The following is a 19294-nucleotide window of genomic DNA, read 5'->3' as shown; positions in this document are numbered from 1 at the left end:
GAATATAGGGTCTGTTCGATTGCTGCAGACAGCATGGAGGCATCACATGTCACAATCCAGGTGGGAAATTTTTATAGACCGTGGCGGTACATTCACTGATATCGTTGCACGCAATCCACAAGGCCAGCTACTTACTCGTAAGCTTCTTTCTGATAACCCTGAAGCTGCTGAAGATGCAGTTATTCAAGGTATCAAAGAATTGCTCAAACTTAAAACCACACAATCTATTTCAGACCAAAACATTGCCTTTGTAAAAATGGGAACCACACTATCCACCAATACTTTATTGGAGCGTAAGGGTGAACCCGTCGTATTGGCAATAACGCAAGGCTTTGGTGATGTCTTACGTATAGGTTATCAAAAACGACCTGAAATTTTTGCCTTAAACATTGTGCTGCCTTCTTTACTGTATGAGCATGTGATAGAAATAAAAGAGCGTATCGATGCCAAAGGGAATGTTTTGCAACCCCTGGATTCCTTGCATGCAGAGACCTGTATGCAGCAAGCCTATAATCAAGGTTATCGCGCCATAGCCATTGTGTTAATGCATGGATATCGCTTTCAACAACATGAAAGAACTCTTGCTCGACTTGCCCAGCAAATTGGATTTCAACAAATCTCAGTGAGCCATCAAGTTGCCCCTGTCATGAAGTTAGTTGGTCGCGGTGATACTACGGTAGTTGACGCTTATCTTTCACCCATTTTGCATCGCTATATTGGTAACTTGCAAAAGCAGCTGAAACACATTCCTTTATTCTTCATGCAGTCCAACGGCGGATTAATCAATATTAAAGGATTCAAAGGTAAAGAAAGTATTTTTTCAGGTCCTGCCGGTGGTGTGGTGGGCATGGTTAAAACCAGTCAACAAGCAGGATTTAATAAAGTGATTGGGTTTGATATGGGTGGTACTTCTACAGATGTTTCCCACTTTGCAGGCAAATACGAGCGCCATTATGCGTGTGAATTTGCGGGAATACGATTACGAACACCCATGATGCTTATTCACACCATTGCTGCGGGAGGTGGCTCCGTCTTACATTTTGATGGCTTACGTTTTACAGTAGGACCAGACTCTGCTGGTGCTAATCCAGGGCCTTGTTGTTATGGAAGAGGTGGTCCATTAACCATTACTGATTGCAATGTAATACTGGGGAAAATTCAAGCCAAATTTTTTCCAAAACTGTTTGGTAAAACGGGTAATCAACCCATTGATATAAACAGTGTGCGAAAAAAATTTCAGCAGCTAACCACCAACATTAATCAGGCAACGGACAGACAACAAACGATTGAACAAGTAGCAGAAGGTTATTTACGCATCGCCGTTGAAAACATGGCCAATGCTATTAAAAAAATCTCTGTCCAGCGTGGTTATGATATTGGCGAGTATCTTTTAAATTGTTTTGGCGGAGCTGCCGGTCAGCACGCCTGTTTGGTTGCTGATAACTTAAATATAAAAACTATCTTAATTCACCCTTTAGCCGGCGTGTTATCAGCTTATGGGATAGGCTTGGCAGAAGTAAGGATTTTACGCGAATTCCCTGTCGAAAAACCCTTAACTGCTGCTGTATTACCTGTCTTAGTAGCAAAATACCACGATTTAGAGCAGGCTAATGATGAAGCATTAAGAGCACAAGGACTCCTGCGAGAGGTCGTTCATCGACGGCAGATTCATTTGCGCTATGAAGGCTCAGATACCATGCTCGCTGTTGACTATGGCTCATTAAAGCAAATAAAAAACGCTTTTATTAACCAACATCGCGCCCAATTTGGTTTTGCAGATTTAAACAAAAACCTTATTATTGAGGGAATTTTGGTAGAGACTGTGACAGAACAGTTCGAACTTAATGAAAAAGAAGAACCGCTTTCTTCACGCCAACAGAACGCTATTCCTGTGAAACAAGTTGTTTCTGTATTTAGCCAAAATAACATGCATCAAGTTCCTCTCTACGAACGGCATGAGTTAAAACCAGGTGATTGCATTAAGGGTTTGGCAATTCTCAGTGAAACGAATGCAACTACCATCATTGAACCAGGTTGGCAAGCTCAAGTTACCACCAAACATCATTTATTACTAACGCGCATTCAGCCATTACCCTCATCGAAAATTCACTCCAAACGTGCCAATCCGGTGATGCTGGAAATATTCAATAATCGTTTTATGAATATTGCCGAGCAAATGGGGGAAGTTTTACAAAAAACAGCCAACTCCGTTAATATTAAAGAACGTCTTGATTTTTCTTGTGCGATCTTTGATGAAAAAGGCGAATTAGTAGCCAACGCCCCGCATATTCCTGTACATCTCGGTTCAATGAGTGCAAGTGTTAAAAACATTCTCAGTCAAAATCGTTCCTCCATACATCCTGGTGATGTTTTTGTCTTAAATGACCCCTACAATGGCGGAACACATTTACCAGACATCACAGTCATTACTCCTTTCTTTGCTCCAAATGACAGTAAATTATTATTTTTTTTAGGTTCACGCGGTCACCACGCTGATATAGGTGGCCTTACTCCAGGCTCTATTCCTGCAACCAGTAAGACTATAGAAGAAGAAGGAATATTAATTAATAATTTTAAAATTGTTGATAGAGGGTGTTTTCTTGAAAAAGACTTACTACAAAAATTAACTGCAAGCCCCTATCCTGCACGCAATCCCAAGCAAAATATTGAGGATCTAAAAGCGCAAATTGCTGCAAATGCCTATGGCATTTATGGGTTAAATGAATTAATCAATCAATTTGGTCTTAATGTAGTGCAAGCCTACATGAAGCATGTTCGCACCAATGCGAGCTTAGCCGTGAAACAGCTTCTTCGCAAACTTAAAACCAGCCATTTTTGTTATCGATTAGACGATGGCAGTCAAATTAAGGTGCATATCCGGCTTAAAAAAATAAAAACCACCGTAAAAGCTTGCATTGATTTTACTGGTACCTCAGCGCAGCATCAGGGCAACTTCAATGCGCCCACGGCAATTTGCCATGCAGCGATTTTATATGTACTACGTTGTTTAATTGCTGAAAATATTCCTTTAAACAGCGGTTGCTTTGAAGCTATCAATTTAATCATTCCACCCTACAGTTTGTTAAATCCCAGTTATCCTGCTGCTGTCGTAGCAGGCAATGTTGAAACTTCACAATATGTAGTTGATACTTTGTTAGGTGCCTTAAAAGCAGTTGCTGCCTCTCAAGGCACCTGTAATAACTTCACTTTCGGCAATGCCACTTATCAATATTATGAAACGCTCTGTGGTGGTGCCGGTGCAGGCCCAAATTTTAATGGTGCCTCAGCCGTGCATACTCATATGACCAATACCCAACTCACTGATCCAGAAGTTCTGGAGTGGCGTTTTCCAGTACTCCTTGAAGAATTTTCAGTCCGTGCTGGTAGTGGAGGCTCAGGGAAATATCACGGGGGTGATGGAGTAATTCGACGTCTACGCTTTTTAGAGCCAATGACTGCCAATATAATCTCCAGTCACCGAAAAATTCCTCCCTTCGGATTACATGGTGGTTTACCCGGTAAAACAGGACATAACTGGATTCAGCGAGCCAACGGTACAATAGAAGAACTTGGGGGCTGTGCTCAAGCAGAAATGCAACAAGGAGATGTTTTTATCATAGAGACACCGGGAGGTGGTGGCTATGGTAAAAAGAGCAACTGAAGCTACATCCCGTTACTCTATTAATGCTAATAAATTGGCATCCTTGCCTTTCATCCAGAGTATTGTATTCAGGTTAATTTTATTGTGAATTACAAATTACCCTGCCTTCTCCTTTTAAAAATAGGTGATATTAAATTCCGTCTGAATTTAGACAATTAAAACCTTAGCCCCAGGATTGGCTTTTACCCAATTAGCCACGTACTCAATGTAATTGTTTTTACCCACAGCAATGCATCCACGCGTTGCGCTGGGTAAGTGGTTTAACCAACTAAACCAACTAAATGACTGGGTTGGCCCATGAATCCCGACATCTCTACCTGTATATCCTGCAGCTAATTGCTTTGAAGTTGGATAGAGAATGGGAATAAAGACTTTAAACTGAGTAGATTTTCTTGGATAAGCTAACCCATATAAACCAATTGGCGTTTTATTATCGCCTGCTTGTTTTTTACCAACGCCTTTATACCCGAGAGCGATTTTAAAAGTCTTAATTACAGTGCCGTGCTTACAAATATTTAAAATGCGCTGTGTAGTGAGTACATTGATTCCGTTTGCTAAAGGACAAGTCGCAGTACTGGCAAATAAAACAATAGGGAAAAAAATAGAGCTCATTAATAAAATTGCTTTTATTTTCATATGAATAGACAAATATTACTGAAAGTGGTTAATAATTATCCCATAGCATTCCCTTTATTCCTAGATTGACAGATTAATTTCACCAACAGTCATAACGAGAGAGCCTGATCAACACCACCCCTGGAAGGGGCGGTAATGTAAAAAGTGTTACTATTCACTAGCCAGTTCAATAGCAAAGGCAATTCCCAGTTTGGCAAAATTAGCCATGTGTTCTGGATAGAGTAAATCCATTGTGTCATGTACAGAATGGATATAGGGATTATGATCTTCAAAGCTTGTTTCACAAGGAAATGCTGCGGGCACACCTGCTTCTGTCCAGGAGGCATGATCACTACAACCATAACCACATTTAGAGAAATTGACTGGAACTTTGACATAAGTTTGAATGAGATTAACCATAAAATTACTCAGAGGTTTATCTGTGTAATCACGGAATACCCACATTGTTTGATCCATAGGATCATTGCGAAAACCAGTCATATCAAATTGAATAGCAGCTTTAACAGGGATAGCTTTTTCCTGAAAATCCTTCACTACATAACGGGAACCTACGAGACCACGCTCTTCAGCGGCATACCAAATGATATAAATAGGACGCTTTAGTTCCAATTTCGCAGCTAACAGAACACGAGCTATCTCCATTACACTGGAAGAACCACTACCATCATCTCCCGCACCAGGCATACGACCATCCAGAGTGTCCATATGGGCGCCAATAACAATAGCCGGTTCTTTTAAATTTTTTCCAATGATGGTGACTAGAGAAGGTTGCTTATACCAACCGGTTTCAACAAAATAAGTCATCGTGTCGTTACGACCATAGTTTGCAGCCATCGTTTCAAACTGCTGCTTTAGCCATTGCGCAACTTCTTTACCTCGTTTTGTCGTAGCAGAGCGATTATAATAGGAGGTTAAATGAGTTAACGTATTTATAATATGCTGAGAATCAACCTGCTCCAGTGCCTGAGTAACCTCCGCTTCATGTTTAACTTCATACATTACTTCCGACTGCACTGCAGTATTTATTGAAGACTTTGCCAAAAGCGCTTGTGCTGTTTGTTTTTTGGAATGTACGGTAGTCTTGGCTAAACGATTGCTAACGTTAATAAAACGCCCGCAATGCACTTCATCAGCTTTCAGAGCAATTTTAGTGACCTCAGCAACTGGAACTTCAATAATTTTAAAATCCTTGTTCTCAGCCAGCACCATATAGGAAGGCAATTTTGTAGCCAGACATTGGGGCACTTGCAATTGTTCCACCGTAGGAATAGTACTAGCCGCAAGTGAATTGGTTGCCAAAATAAAACTGGTGGATAGTACTGCCATCCATTGAGTAAAGCGCATCATCACTCCTTTGTTAACATGGTTAAATCGTTATCATGGTACATGATGAATGAAAATTATGTCACCCCTTATTTTAATCCTCGCTTACTTAGCTCAAGCAGGATGACGTGATTTTTTGCTCGCAAGGTTATTGATAATCATTTTCATTTGTTATAAAGTTTCATTTCTCTTTTGTCCTGTCTATTTGGTGAACAATGAAAACAAAAAAAATCCCTTACTATCTTCTCCTGGCCTTATTAACTATGGGAGCAAGTTTGATTCTTGGTTTCTTAAGCTTTGGAGGTATGTTTGTTTTATCGCCGGTAGTTTCTCTTGCGCTCGGTGCCTTTGTACTTTCTGTTGCCTATGAGGGAGAAATTTATTTACAAAACATCAGAGGAGCATTAAATAAGTTATTTTTTAAACGCGATTATCTAAAGCATCATTTAGCGAATGAGTACTTACTCAAACATTTTCCCAATACCGACGTTACTAATTGTCCTGAATTTTTTAAAGACTATGAAAGGCAGTTAAATTTATTGCATTTATTTTCGCATAAACGTTTGGACAGTCACAGTCTTGCAGATAAAAAACGCATCGAAAAAGCCTTGCGGAATATGGAAAAATGGTTTGCAAAGCAGCTTTTTAGTCAAACGACAGAGGATGGACCTCACGATACCCCAGTAAAAAACTATGAATACCAATTGAAAAAATGGTTGCATGAGCATGAGAAGGAGGAGTGGCAAAGGAAATTTAAAGAACGTCGTAGTGCTTACAATTATGTCAAGCTCTTTAGTATTCTAGCTGGTGCCTTTATGGGGCTGGGGACTACTTATTTATTGGTTGACGCATTTGCTGCTATCCCTCTTTTAGCAGCTATCCCTTTTACCACATTACCCTTTTTAATTGTTCCTATGGCTGTCGTTGCTGGTGCTGCCTATGGTTTTCTCACCTTCAATGCAGTAACTGACATGATTAATAATGACACCATTCGTAAATGGTATCACAAAATTCGTCATGACTTATCAAACGGTCTGACCATTCGTTCTGTATTTATCGCCACAGCCGCCATTTTATTAGTAAGTCTGGCAGTTGCTCTTACTATCTGTACAGCAGGCACCTGGTGGACAGTCGCCAAAAATACACGCCCTCTATTTAGCTGGATGGGAAAGTTACCCAGTTTTGTAATGGGGGTTATTAATCCTCTTATTACGGGTATGTCTTCCCTGGTATTTAATTTACAAAATACAAGTGAGTCGTTGGAATTAATTGATCACGCTACCAAAGCTAAACACGGTCTGTTAAAACGCGTTGGTAAAGCAATTGTGGATGGCTGGCATAATCTCCGCTCTCGAGAAAATGGACTACAAATAATCAACCCAGCTCGTCTGCTATTAAAAATTACAGTGACGCCTTTGCGTGTCCTGTTCTTTTTAGGGCATTTAATCAGTATTGGTGTCACTGCTGATAGGGTTCCTGGTGTGCCCGAGATTCTCTCAGCTTTGCTCGGGATTATCAGCGAAGGCTTTGAAGATGCGCATTATTTCTTCGATCACGGGCATGGTGAGCATCATCATGACCACCATGACCATGAAGAATTCCATCACGTTGAGCTGAATATGTCTCATCAGCATGAGCCTAATAAACCCTCAGCACACACCAAAGCGCTTCTAAAAGAGCGTTTAGGCACAGGTCACGGTCATGATCATAATGTAGACATACCTACCCGACTTCTTAAAACTCTATTCGCTCCTTTGTACGCGCTTGCCGCGGCCTGGGATTCCTGGGCAAGCCAAAGAAATATGAATACGTCACGCAATGTATTAAATTTTAAAGAAGCCTGGGAAAAACAAATAGGTCAACAGGAAATTAGCCATGTTAATTTAAGGGGAACAGTTCAACCTTCTAAAAATTGGCAGGCTCATTATGCTATTTATCGCATTGAGCGTTTTAAAGAAAAGCATTTAGAAAAAGTAGTATGGAATAAGGGGGTTGCCAATCGAAAAATCGAAGCACTTAACAGCTTACAAAATGATTTACTGGAAGATGCTCCCGTTGCACAGCGTCTGGAAGACGAAAAACAAAAACTCATTTATAGTCAGCAACGTTTCTTTGGTAACGCTGGGGCTAAAACTAAAACTCAGGAATTTATTGAGGAGAAATTACCATCAACAATCAGCACTCCTGCCGCTTAAAGATAATTCTATGTCTTTTATTTGCCGTGCTTATACACGGTAAATAAAAGGCATCCACTAACACCGCCGCGAATTGGATTTATAGGAATGTTCCCTAATCTTGCAATAGAGTTTTTAGCCCAGCTAAATGAAATTTGGCCATCGCCTTTGCTTTAGCTTCATTTTTTTCACCAGTTTTACCAAACCATTCCAAACTATCCTGAGGCAATTCTTCTAGAAAACGACTCGGTTGACAATCCTGAAGTTCACCACCGCGTCGACGTTGCCTTGCCAGGGTTAAACACAATTCCTTTTGCGCACGAGTAATGCCTACATAGGCTAAACGGCGCTCCTCTTCAATTTGATCTTCATCAATACTCACCCGATGCGGTAATAACTCTTCTTCCATGCCGACCAAATACACATAGGGAAATTCTAAACCTTTGGAGGCATGCAGGGTCATTAGTTGTAGGGTTTCACTATCCTGTTCATCAGCTTGCTCTAAAATATCTATTAGAATCAATTTGTTAACTACATCTGTTAATCGTTGATCGCTATTTTTTGCAAGCAGGCGTCCTACCCATTCAATCAGTTCCCATACATTCTCCATGCGCTTTTGTGCCTTAGTGGGTGTATCACATTGTTCATAAACGTAAGCTTCATAACCACTGTCCTCAACCATTTCACGCAACACCTCAACCACCGATTTTCTTTCAAGTTGCCGTTTAATTTCCTCAAACCACTGCTTGAAATGCAGCAATGCTGCACGAGGCTTCTCTGTTAATCGTTCAGTTAACGCCAAATGATCTGCACAATGGTAGAGACTTTGCCCTTTACTCTGTGCGTAATTTCCTAAAGCATCCAGACTCGTTTCGCCAATTCCTCGTTTTGGGGTGTTAATGACTCTTAAAAAGGCTGCATCATCTGCTTCATTACACAATAGTTTTAGATAGGCAAATACATCTTTTACTTCACTACGTGCAAACCACGACTGTCCACCACTAATACGATAGGGAATACTGTGATGGCGCAAAATTTTTTCAAAAATACGTGATTGGTGATTACCACGATATAAGATAGCATAATCACCATACTGCGTACGATTACGTAATTTATGGCTGATTAAATCAGCAACCACTTGTTCTGCTTCATCATTCTCGTCTTTACACACGACTACACGCAATGGTTCTCCATGACCCAAGGCACTCCACAACTTTTTGCTGAATAAATGGGGATTGTTAGCAATCAAATGATTGGCCACATGTAAAATACGTCCGGTCGAGCGGTAATTCTGTTCGAGTTTAATCACTTTAAGCTGCGGGTAATCGTTTTGTAACTGCGCCAAATTTTCAGGCCTGGCACCACGCCAAGCATAGATTGACTGATCATCATCACCCACTACAGTGAATTGTGCCCGAATCCCTGTAAGTAATTTGACCAGCAGGTATTGACAGGTATTAGAATCCTGATACTCATCAACCAGTAAATGACGAATTTTATTTTGCCATTTCTCTCGTACTTCCAGGTGATTCTTCAACAAATTGACAGGCAAACGAATTAAATCATCAAAATCGACCGCATTGTAAGTTTTGAGCGCCTGTTGATAGGCAGGATAAATTCGTAGAAGTTCTTCATCAACTGCAGATTCATGGTGACGCTTTACCACCTCTTCAGGACTTAACAATTCATTTTTCCAGCGAGAAATACACTGTTGAATTTGCAGTAAATAATCACGTTCTGTTGCTTTGCTTGTCGGCAGAAAACTTCTTAACAGTTGAAGACAGTCTTCGCTATCAAAAATAGAAAATCCTGCCTTTAAACCGCACAATGCAACATGATGCTTAATAATCGTTAATCCCAGGGTATGAAAAGTGGCTACTTTTAACCCTCGTCGCACGCTAGCAGGTAACACTAAACCCACCCGGGCTCGCATTTCATTAGCGGCTTTATTAGTAAAGGTAACCGCGTAAACACTACTTGCCGCATAACCACATTTTTCCAGCAAATAAGCTATTTTTTGTGTAATTACACTCGTTTTACCACTCCCAGCACCGGCTAATACCAACAAAGGGCCATCAATATACTGCACAGCTGCCATTTGTTGAGAATTTAACATCGTCTCTTAATCTCGCACAAAAAAAGATCATTATCTCGCGCCTCATCGAGGCGTGCAATCTTATTTATGGTAGAATAATGGTATTGCAGATTTCGTCAGGTCTATAATGAAAGAAACAGATTCCTTGCAGCGCTTTATTTTCGAGAATGCCAGCATACGTGGGGAAATTGCTCATCTCCAGGAAACTTATCAAACAATCATGAGGCAACGCCCCTATCCCGCCATGATAAAAAATCTTTTGGGTGAAGCCCTTGTGTCTTGCCTGCTCCTGACAGGAAGTATCAAATTTAAAGGGGATTTAAGTCTACAATTCCAAGGTGATAAGCGTCTCCCATTGCTCATTGTACAATGTGACAATCTTCTGCGCTTGAGAGCCTTTGCAAAATATGAAGAGGGACTGCAAGTAATCGATTATGCTGAAGCGTTCTTAAAAGGACAGATGGTCTTAACCATTAATCAATACAATCACACGCAAGCTTATCAAAGTGTAGTACCCATTCAATCCACTTCGATGAGTGAAAATTTAATGGCTTATTTTGCTCAATCAGAACAAATTGCCAGCCGTGTTTGGCTTGCTGTCAATGATGACATGGCCGCAGGCATGCTCTTGCAACTGATGCCTGGTCAAGATACTCAGCAGCGCGAGCAGTTTTGGGAATATGCCGTACAACTGGGACAAACCGTCAGTGAGCATGAGTTATTAACTCTGGATAATCAAACCTTACTCTATCGTCTCTACCATGAAACTGAGGTTCGTCTTTTTGACAGTCGCACAGCCAGTTTTAAATGTCGCTGCAGTGAAGAAAAAATGAAACAGGTTTTAACCATTATTGGTGAAGAGGACGCCAAACAATTGCTTGCAGAAAGAGGACAAATTGAAGTCACCTGTGATTTTTGCAATAAACAATATTGTTTTGATCCAATTGATGTGACCATGCTATTCCGCAAATAATTTTTGCATAAAGATTATTAATTGGCACAGCTTATGTATAAAAAATAGTCTTAAAGGCTCATTTAGAGAATTAAATGTCAAAACTAATCCTTGTGTTTGGTTTTTGGCTATTTTCCCCAGTGTTTGCCAGTAATGTTCATATTATTGCCGTTGGCGATATACTTCTTCATGCACGGCTGCAACAAACAGGCATGGAAAAAGGATTTAGCGCACTGTGGCTTGCTGTGTTACCTCAATTGCATGAGGCAGATATTACTTATGGTAATTTAGAAGGACCTGCAGCAGAAATGCTCGATCGTCGAGGCAATAATACATTAAGTCTTAAGGAAGCCTATACTTCTTTTCCCATGTTTAATTACCCGCCCTCTTTGATTAAGGCATTAAAGCAATCTGGATTTGATATTGTCTCCACCGCGAACAATCACACGCTGGATCGCTGGAGTATTGGTATTGATAAAACCATTGCTGTCTTGCAAGAAAATGCAATAGCTTTTACCGGCACAAGACGTCAGAACAGTGAGGATGCCTGGTTTGCTGAAACTACCGTTAATGATCTATCCATTGCTTGGTTAGCCTGTACGCAAGATACAAATGGGATAGCGGATAAATATCGGCAAGTCCTTCATTGCTACCGGGATAAACAACAAGTCCTGCAATTAATTAATAAACTTGCCAAAACGCATGATGCAGTCATTGTCACCCCACATTGGGGTATAGAATACCAAACACAGCCGACCAAAGCACAGCGTATGTTAGCCAAAGAATTTGCTGAAGCAGGTGCGCTTGCGATTCTTGGTTCGCACCCACATTGTGTTCAACCTTTTGATTGGATAACTGCTGGAACCGGTAAAAAAGTATTTGTCGCTTATTCACTGGGAAACTTTATCTCTAATCAAGGCAGTTTAAAAAATCGCGCCAGTGGGTTACTGTCACTTCATTTAAACAAGGGAGAAAATGGCAATACCGTCATTAATAAAATTCGCTATCAACCTACCTATATGGAAAATCGGGGTAAATCCATCCATTTATCCCTTGTGTCCTCTAAAAAACATCCTGCTTATCAATGGATTAGAACCGTCATTGGAGAGAACTATTTAGTTTTACCTAACAATAATGCGGCAGAAGCTAAAACTCCTGCACGCTTATTATTGCAGAGAGGAATCAATCTTCGATAATAAGATAGCTTCTGGAAAAGAGCTTCCCAGAAATTCTCCTCGCATCGCTCGTAAAATTTGTTGAAGGGATAGAAATTGCTCGCTGAGTTGGAAATATAAATCAGCAGTTTGATTCTCATAAAGCTCACCCACTGTAAGGTAGGCGGCCTGACCTATATCAGAAAAATACTCAAGGCTAACGCGTCTTTTTTTGGCAATGCCAGGAAAAAGTCCACAAAATAACAAACTTTTATCACCCACGTCTTTTAATAATTCAACTTGTCGACGAGGATTGTTCATTGATTCAAGAAAATCAAGAGCAATAACAGACTCAATCAATCGCGGTCCTTGAGAAAATCGCATGAGTAAAAACACCAGGTAGCTTTCTGTAGTTTCATTGAGAACCAAATGAGTAGAAGCCTGCGCTTCATTAACAAGCGCGTGCCATTGACTGATTTCGGTGGGATGCAAAATCAATTGCTTCATAGTATCCCCCAATTCTATTGTTTTGCTTTTACTGTTTAGTTTAGCAAACTGTATACCAAATATGCGGATATTATCTAAATACAATTAGCCAGAAGTAAGTTTGAATGCCTTAAGCGATACCATCGCTTTATCAACCTTCTCAATTGTTCATTGGATCTAAATCCACTGCGGACTAGAGCAACGGAACGTTTACGTCCTTTCTAACCAGGTAAAATTTCCTTGTATAAGGTCAAATAGCTTTTCACTGTTAGTGGTATCGGATAGAGAGGCAATGGGTAATACAAAAGCCTTAATAAACGCTTGCCAAAAATCATAATATAAATACTTTTGTAGCGGGTGATCCTCACTGATAGGAAAACACGGACCATGGTTTGCTTCCAGCAACCAAACACGCTGATTGCTGTCTACCATAAAATCAAAGCCGAAAATTGCCAGTGTTTTCTCTTTCTCTACAATAAACGCTTGAGGATATTGTTGCTGTAATGCTTTCGTTGTGATGGTAGTAATTTGTTTAATAGAGGGATACAACTTGTCAAAAAAATCAAACCGCCAGGCAGGGATTTGCACAACATTGGCTTCATCATGATGCAAATGTTCATTGGTTAAATGAGAGCGTAAATCGGCAAATTGATTCTCCTCAAAAGGATGCAAAGCCACATTAAAGTAACCTTGAGGATAAAGATAAACGCCAGCATAATTGGTAAAGATAACAAACATACGAATACTGTATTTATGTCCTGCGGGAGGTCTTAGCAAATGCGGATTGGTAATATAGCGCTGTAATACATGCTCTCCCCCGAATCTTGCGCTTCCTAAAAAATGATTTTCCACATCAGCGAGGTTCCGAAAAATTTTGATGGCTTCGCCATTATTCAATAATGCCGGCTTTAAAATCCAAACGGAAGTGGATTCAGATGAACAGTTAAATTCATCTGCAATTTTTCCTAAAATGATTGGCCAATTTTTATCATTAATGCAATAAGTTAGTGGCATCACGTCGGGGCAATAATGAGCAATTAGTCGAGCTAAGAGGTGTTTATATTCAAGGCATTGTGCAGCTTGCAAATTAAATTGCAAATTTTTATCACTAAATTTTGCTTGCCAATTAAAACGACTGGAATGCCAACCTTGCTCGCGTAAATAGCGTACCAAATTGAAATGAGTAGGTGATTGACCTGCATTTAAAGAAAAGCGAAAGTGCGTATTTAAAAATTTAAGCATTTCCAGTGCGATAGTTACGGTAATTTAATAATAGTAATGATAGTACAACGCAAATAAGCCCCAAAAAGAAGCTCCAATTCCAGAAAAAAATCCCGAAGCAATGCCTAAATAAGGTTCAAATTAACCATTATACTTGGAATCCTGGACCGTTGACTCGTGGTGCCGCAGGGCGCAATCAGGACGCACCTGTGTTTTATACTGATTATAAACGCTATAAAAGGTATTGTTATCTAACTTTTCCTGAAAATAGGCAATCGCATCTTTATCACAATAACTTACCGCCAAGTCTAACCAATCAAAACCTGCCAGCCAATCACACTTTAGCGGGGGAAATTGTACATTAATTGTGGGATCCATTTCCTTTTTCAATGCCTTAAGATCACCGAATGAGACAAGCGCCAGTTCAAATTGTGCACCGGTAAAACGTTGCCTGCCAGGAGAAATTTCAACAATTCGTCTTGCCAGGATGAGAGTTTCCTGCAGATAATCCTCAAAGCTGAGTTGCTGCTTAGCAGCCTTAAAAAATCGTCCTTTCATTTTATTCTCTAAAGAAGAAAGTAGTCATTTAATTTATCTTATTTTCTATACCAATAAAAAGTAGGAATAAAGCCAAAATTACACCTATCCTTCCGAGGCATCTCTAGTTTTCCTGGCAAAATCTCTCCACATAACTTTTAATAATTGTGGCCCGGGTATATCCTTAAACTTTATTTTACTCAGTTAGCCGATGAAGGGATTGCATGATTTATCATTCCAATGCTCATTCAACAGAATCACCTTCGCAACAGTTTACTAATAGTAAAATGCTGGCGCTTGCAGCTATTGGTGGCTTATTCATTGGCACAGCAGTTGCCGGTATTCGTATTGGTGTTGGTTTCCTGCAAATCCTCTTGTTCGGCGCGAATGTTAATTTGTATAGTCCGGCGACCGTTCCTTCCTGGCGTATTATGCTGGTTACTGTGTTAGGTGGCATTTTCCTTGGATGGCTTTTGCGCCTTGCCGGGCGTTTTAAACGTTTGGCTATCGTTGACCCGGTTGAAGCAAATGCCCTGGAAGGTGGTAAAATGTCTTTAGGCGACAGTTTGGTGCTGGTAGGTCTATCGATTGTTTCTATCACCATTGGTGGTTCGGTTGGATTTGAAGCAGCCATGACTCAGCTTGGCGCAGGCTGTTTAAGCTTCCTTGGTCAAAAGTTAAAACTCGAACGACGCGATCTTAGAATACTTGTCTCCTGTGGTACTGGTGCAGGTATCGCCGCAATTTTTGGGGCACCTCTTGCTGGTACTTTTTACGCGCTGGAACTGGTGGTAGGTGGCTATGCCATGCGCGCTTTACTCCCTACCCTATTGGCAAGCGCAATGAGCAGCCACATTATTTATATTTTCATCGGCTATCAACCCATTTTCCTTGCCAGTGATATAGGACCGCCTGCTTTATGGCATTTTCCTTTAGCAATTTTAACCGGAATTTCTGCTGCAGTAATTGGTATTGCTGTAATGCGGGGAACAACTGGTTTTGAAAAAAGCCTCTCTTCTTTTCACATTCCCACGATTGCCAAGCCAACCTTAGGTGCGTTGCTTCTAGGCTTAATTTCCTTGCGTGTGCCTGAAGTGATGGGCCCCGGCCATCATAGCATTAATGAAATTCTTGCGGGAAATAATTTATTAGGGGCAATGATGTTACTCTTGATTGCTAAAATTGCTGCTTCGGTCGCTTGTGTAGGGTCTGGATTCAGAGGAGGATTATTTTCTGCTTCTTTATTTCTTGGAGCGACTCTCGGCTATCTGGTCCATGGTCTTTTGTTAGTTCCTGTTTTTGGCCCTACACTTCCACTTGATTTGGCAGTAGTTGCTGGCATGGCTGGCGTTGCGACCTCTATCATTGGTACTCCTATCGCCATTGTTTTGCTGATGGTTGAAACAGCAGGATTGCAAACAGGAGTGGTCACTACTGCAATTACCGTTATCATCGCCAGCCATTTAACGCGCTATTGGTTTGGCTATTCATTCTCAACCTGGCGTTTTCATGTGCGTGGTAATGACCTTTTAGGACCGCGAGATATTGGTCGTTTAAGGGAATTAACCTTTAGTGATTTGCAATTGAATAATCCCCTGCGTGTCTCCTTGCAAACGTCTATTAATTCAGCTGCTAAAAAAACGGCAGACACCGATTTAAACGTGATTGCTCTGGAAGAGACGGAAGGTCGCTTTGTAGGGTTAGTCAGTTGTCACGAATTACTGGAGTCCCTTCCAGACGCCCCTGCTTTGGCTCTCTGCAACTTAGCGCAAAAACCTGAGTTTTGTGTCTACCACAATGAACCCTTAATTAACTACATTGAAAAACTTGGAGAGAGCTCTGCGGGAGAAATTGCTGTTCTGGATGAGCAAAATCATCTTATTGGTTTAGCTTCAGAGGCAGCGGTATTACACCGCTATCTTATGGAAATTCTTGCGGCAGACAGGGATGATGCTATTCAGATTATTAATAAATAATCGCTTGGAAAAATCTAGCCGCCTTGATGAAGCAACAGCATCGTCAAGGCTTACACTATTTGCCTAACAAAGAGTTAAATCCTCTGCGAGACTTATTTAACTCGTGCAAATTACATCCCTAGCGTAACCTGCTGCTGCAATACTTGATGAATAGTTGCACGCTTTGCGTACAAATTATAATCAAGAAAATTGAAAATAGATTCTGCAATGTTCTGATAAGCCTGTTTAACATCCTGAGTCGTATCAAGCGAATTAGAGTCTTTGCACTTGATTAAGTAGCGTTTATCTTCACTGTCATCAAGATTTAAACCATCTAAATAGGCATACAATTTCGTTGCAGTGATGTTTCCCTGCATGTAGGCATTAAACTGTTGCAAAAAATCAATATTTTCACTAAAGAGGCCCGTGTCAGCTACTTTCCGTAAAATATTCCAGTTATCTCCATCCAAAGTAAGAAAATAGTTACCCTGTGTTTTACAGCTTGGTGGACAACTGTGCTTGACCGCCGCAATAAAATTATCAATTTCTTGCGAAGCCACTTCACGTTTTGTGATAATTTGGCTGGTAAAAAGCATATTTTTTCTGGAAGAAACATATTTTCCATTTTTTACGGGCGGTGAATAAACACTCAGGGTTCTTTTTCTTTCCCCACTGTCTCGTTGCAAATCAGAGGTACTTTTAGAGCGCCTGGTTGTCTTTGCCGGTATTGTCGTTTCTGTCGCCAATTTATCATTATGCGACTTCTCATCAGCCTTGCTGGCTTTTTTAAACCATTTCAACATACTAATTACCCTGCATAATTAAGTCAGCCGGAAAGTATACCATATTTCTTGCATTTGGATTATAATTTTTACAAAATGCTTTTTATAAAGGCCAAGCATCATTAAAAGCGTTACTGCAGTGCTTAAGAAATCCCGGCCATTTTTAACCCATAGGGAATTAAACCTTGCAAACCCCTCGCAATCTGTGTATAAAGGAATTTGTTTGCAATATAAATAGGCATATTAGCTAGTAATGAAACTTCAACCTGCTTTTTCATTCGTCTTATTCAAAAAAAACAAATGTCCTTTTTCTATGCTACCTGTTGCCAACAATGTCAATGTGGCCTGCACGGCCGCCTAATTCACTCCCTCAAAACTCTATCAATACTATCTGCTAAACATTAGGAATTTGATGATGCAACAATATAAATCCATTTTCATGTATGGTTTTGCCATTTTTGCCATGTTTTTTGGCTCCGGAAATCTGGTTTTTCCCCTACAAATTGGAGAGGCAGCAGGTAATCACTGGATGATTGGTTTCGTTGGACTTTTACTCACAGGTATCCTGCTCCCGTTAACTGGACTTTTTGTTATTAAATTGTATCAAGGAAATTATCATGCTTTTTTTGGAGAAGCAGGTAAATTTGCAGCCTTTTTATTGCCCCTGTTTATGTTATCTCTTTTAGGCTCCTTTGGTGTAGTCCCCCGATGCATTACTGTAGCTTACGGAAGCTTAAGTTATCTTTTACCACAAATTAAACTGACTGTTTTTAGTCTTCTTTTCTGTCTGACTACGTTCTTTTTCTGTTTGAATGACAAGGTAATGATTAAATTGTTAGGTAAATGGATGAGTCCCATTCTGCTAATAACCCTCTCCATCTTGATCGTAATTGCTATTATCAAGGCACCTGTTATTGTGGACTCTATATCGGGTCAGCAAGCTTTTAGCTATGGGTTTATCACAGGATATCAAACCATGGATTTGTTTGCTGCCTTTTTCTTCTCAGCTTTGATTTTCACACAGATTCAGCAAGCACTGCCTGATGCCTCAACGCGGGAGGTGCTTTTATTTGCCATCAAACCAAGTATTCTTGGTGCTTCATTACTAGCCCTTGTTTACTTGGGTTTTGTATTTCTTGGCTCCCATTACTCCCCATTAATTGCCGGTATTAAACCCGAACTGATGCTACCTAGCATCGCCAAACAGGCTATGGGTAATTCTGCAACCTTGTTTATGGGAATAACCATGTTTTTTTCCTGTTTAACAACAGCAGTTGCGCTTAATAATCTGTATGCCCGTTACCTTCATTCATTGTTAAAACTAAAGAAAGAAAAGTTTTACCTGATTTTATTGTTTACAACTGGCTTATCTTTTATCATTTCCTTGCTGGATTTTAAGGGGATTGCTGCATTCCTAGCCCCAATCCTTAAATTAACTTATCCAGGAATTATCGCATTAACATTAATGGCACTTGTACTAAAAGGCCGCCATGCATACAAAAAGGCAGTATTTTATGCAATGACCTTTTTAATGTGCATCCCTATGGCCATGCATTGATATTTATACTAGAGGAGACTTAAATGGCTTTATTTTTTCGACGTGATTTTTCTGCGGAATTCGATCAATTAACCAAGCGCATGGAAACATTAAAACAAGCACTGAATGCTAAAAATGAGGAAATGGCAGAATCAAATTCAAACCTCGCCAGAAAATTTGCTCGTGCAGAATTGGATCTTACCCTTGTTATTAAAAACTATAAGCAGGCAATATCTAATAGTTCAAGTGATTCTGAAAAAAAGAAACTGCTCAACAGCTATGAAGAGGTCATTAATTGTTTTGAAGCAATTAAAACCAGTCCTAACAATCATCAACAAGTCTCTGAACTGATTGAAAAGCTTCAGCAATCCAATAAAAATTTACCTTCCAAAGAAACCTTAAATCGAATAGGTCATGCTCTTGCTGCCTTATTCTGGTTGGGTGTTCTTGCCATCTCAATCGTATCTCTGACAGTCTCTTTAGCAACTATACCGGCAGATCCGGTAGGTGGCATTGCTTTCTCCATGATTTCTGGTGGTTTACTAGGTTATGCTTATTATAAAATGTTTGATAATTTCGACGCCACCTTCGAAACCAAATATACTTACGAAAACCAGCGGCAAATTAATGCTGATAACATACAGTTCCTGCAAGATCTGGATGAAGCTTATCCTGTAGAAACACCTTCAGTAAGCGTTTAATTTTTCCTCATTCCTTCTCCCTCTGGGGAGGAGGAAAAACACTGTGCTATAATGTCATTCAAACTTGAATCCATGTATAA

14 protein-coding genes are annotated in these 19294 nt (G+C 40.2%); 7 read left to right on the top strand and 7 right to left on the bottom strand.

Annotation, left to right across the window (positions count from 1 at the left end; all coding sequences use genetic code 11):
- Positions 1 to 46 precede the first annotated feature (46 nt).
- The gene (locus clem_RS01250; RefSeq protein ID WP_094089948.1) at positions 47 to 3661 is read left to right on the top strand and encodes a hydantoinase B/oxoprolinase family protein; all 3615 of its coding nucleotides are present in this window, start codon (positions 47 to 49) and stop codon (positions 3659 to 3661) included.
- 147 nt (positions 3662 to 3808) lie between these two features.
- Here the strand turns inward: clem_RS01250 and clem_RS01245 are convergent, their stop codons facing one another.
- Together clem_RS01245 and lapA are read right to left on the bottom strand one after the other, a co-directional pair.
- Positions 3809 to 4297: a L,D-transpeptidase family protein gene (locus tag clem_RS01245; protein WP_094092233.1), complete on the bottom strand. Its 489-nt coding sequence runs from the start codon at positions 4295 to 4297 to the stop codon at positions 3809 to 3811.
- A 150-nt stretch (positions 4298 to 4447) separates the two neighbouring features.
- Positions 4448 to 5641 carry an aminopeptidase LapA gene (gene lapA, locus clem_RS01240; protein WP_094089947.1) on the bottom strand — a complete coding sequence of 398 codons (1194 nt, stop codon included), beginning with the start codon at positions 5639 to 5641 and terminating at the stop codon, positions 4448 to 4450.
- A gap of 194 nt (positions 5642 to 5835) precedes the next feature.
- Between lapA and clem_RS01235 the strand changes: the two genes are divergently transcribed.
- The gene (locus clem_RS01235; RefSeq protein WP_094089946.1) at positions 5836 to 7815 is read left to right on the top strand and encodes a hypothetical protein; all 1980 of its coding nucleotides are present in this window, start codon (positions 5836 to 5838) and stop codon (positions 7813 to 7815) included.
- Positions 7816 to 7909: 94 nt separating this feature from the next.
- Here clem_RS01235 and rep read toward each other — a convergent pair whose 3' ends face one another.
- Positions 7910 to 9910, bottom strand: a complete 2001-nt coding sequence (gene rep / locus clem_RS01230) for a DNA helicase Rep (protein WP_094089945.1) — start codon at positions 9908 to 9910, stop codon at positions 7910 to 7912.
- Positions 9911 to 10016: 106 nt separating this feature from the next.
- Between rep and hslO the strand changes: the two genes are divergently transcribed.
- Together hslO and clem_RS01220 are read left to right on the top strand one after the other, a co-directional pair.
- Entirely contained in the window at positions 10017 to 10862 is an 846-nt protein-coding gene (gene hslO, locus clem_RS01225; protein ID WP_094089944.1) for an Hsp33 family molecular chaperone HslO, read from the top strand.
- Positions 10863 to 10936: 74 nt separating this feature from the next.
- Entirely contained in the window at positions 10937 to 12037 is a 1101-nt protein-coding gene (locus clem_RS01220; RefSeq protein ID WP_094089943.1) for a CapA family protein, read from the top strand.
- Here the strand turns inward: clem_RS01220 and clem_RS01215 are convergent.
- The 3 genes from clem_RS01215 to clem_RS01205 all read right to left on the bottom strand — a co-directional run bounded on the left by clem_RS01215 (position 12008) and on the right by clem_RS01205 (position 14260).
- The gene (locus tag clem_RS01215) at positions 12008 to 12502 is read right to left on the bottom strand and encodes a hypothetical protein (protein ID WP_094089942.1); all 495 of its coding nucleotides are present in this window, start codon (positions 12500 to 12502) and stop codon (positions 12008 to 12010) included. The two genes, clem_RS01220 and clem_RS01215, sit on opposite strands and share 30 nt — an antisense overlap.
- A 189-nt stretch (positions 12503 to 12691) precedes the next feature.
- Positions 12692 to 13723 (bottom strand): YheC/YheD family protein, encoded by a 1032-nt coding sequence (locus tag clem_RS01210; protein ID WP_094089941.1) that lies wholly within the window; start codon positions 13721 to 13723, stop codon positions 12692 to 12694.
- 120 nt (positions 13724 to 13843) lie between these two features.
- Positions 13844 to 14260, bottom strand: coding sequence for a hypothetical protein (locus tag clem_RS01205; protein ID WP_094089940.1), 417 nt, complete (start codon positions 14258 to 14260; stop codon positions 13844 to 13846).
- Positions 14261 to 14463: 203 nt separating this feature from the next.
- Between clem_RS01205 and clem_RS01200 the strand changes: the two genes are divergently transcribed.
- Complete coding sequence (locus tag clem_RS01200; protein WP_094089939.1) at positions 14464 to 16215, top strand: chloride channel protein; 1752 nt, start codon at positions 14464 to 14466, stop codon at positions 16213 to 16215.
- 110 nt (positions 16216 to 16325) lie between these two features.
- Here the strand turns inward: clem_RS01200 and clem_RS01195 are convergent, their stop codons facing one another.
- Entirely contained in the window at positions 16326 to 16997 is a 672-nt protein-coding gene (locus clem_RS01195; protein ID WP_094089938.1) for a hypothetical protein, read from the bottom strand.
- 391 nt (positions 16998 to 17388) lie between these two features.
- On the opposite strand from clem_RS01195, the gene clem_RS01190 reads away from it, so the two are divergent.
- Entirely contained in the window at positions 17389 to 18534 is a 1146-nt protein-coding gene (locus clem_RS01190) for a branched-chain amino acid transport system II carrier protein (protein WP_094089937.1), read from the top strand.
- Between the two features lie 23 nt (positions 18535 to 18557).
- A complete protein-coding gene (locus clem_RS01185) occupies positions 18558 to 19214 on the top strand; it encodes a hypothetical protein (RefSeq protein WP_094089936.1) in 657 nt (218 codons plus the stop codon).
- Positions 19215 to 19294: the final 80 nt, after the last annotated feature.

Source organism: Legionella clemsonensis (genome assembly GCF_002240035.1).
Taxonomy (GTDB): domain Bacteria; phylum Pseudomonadota; class Gammaproteobacteria; order Legionellales; family Legionellaceae; genus Tatlockia; species Tatlockia clemsonensis.
Note: the sequence above shows the minus strand (reverse complement) of the source record. Positions and strands in the feature narration are given on the sequence as shown.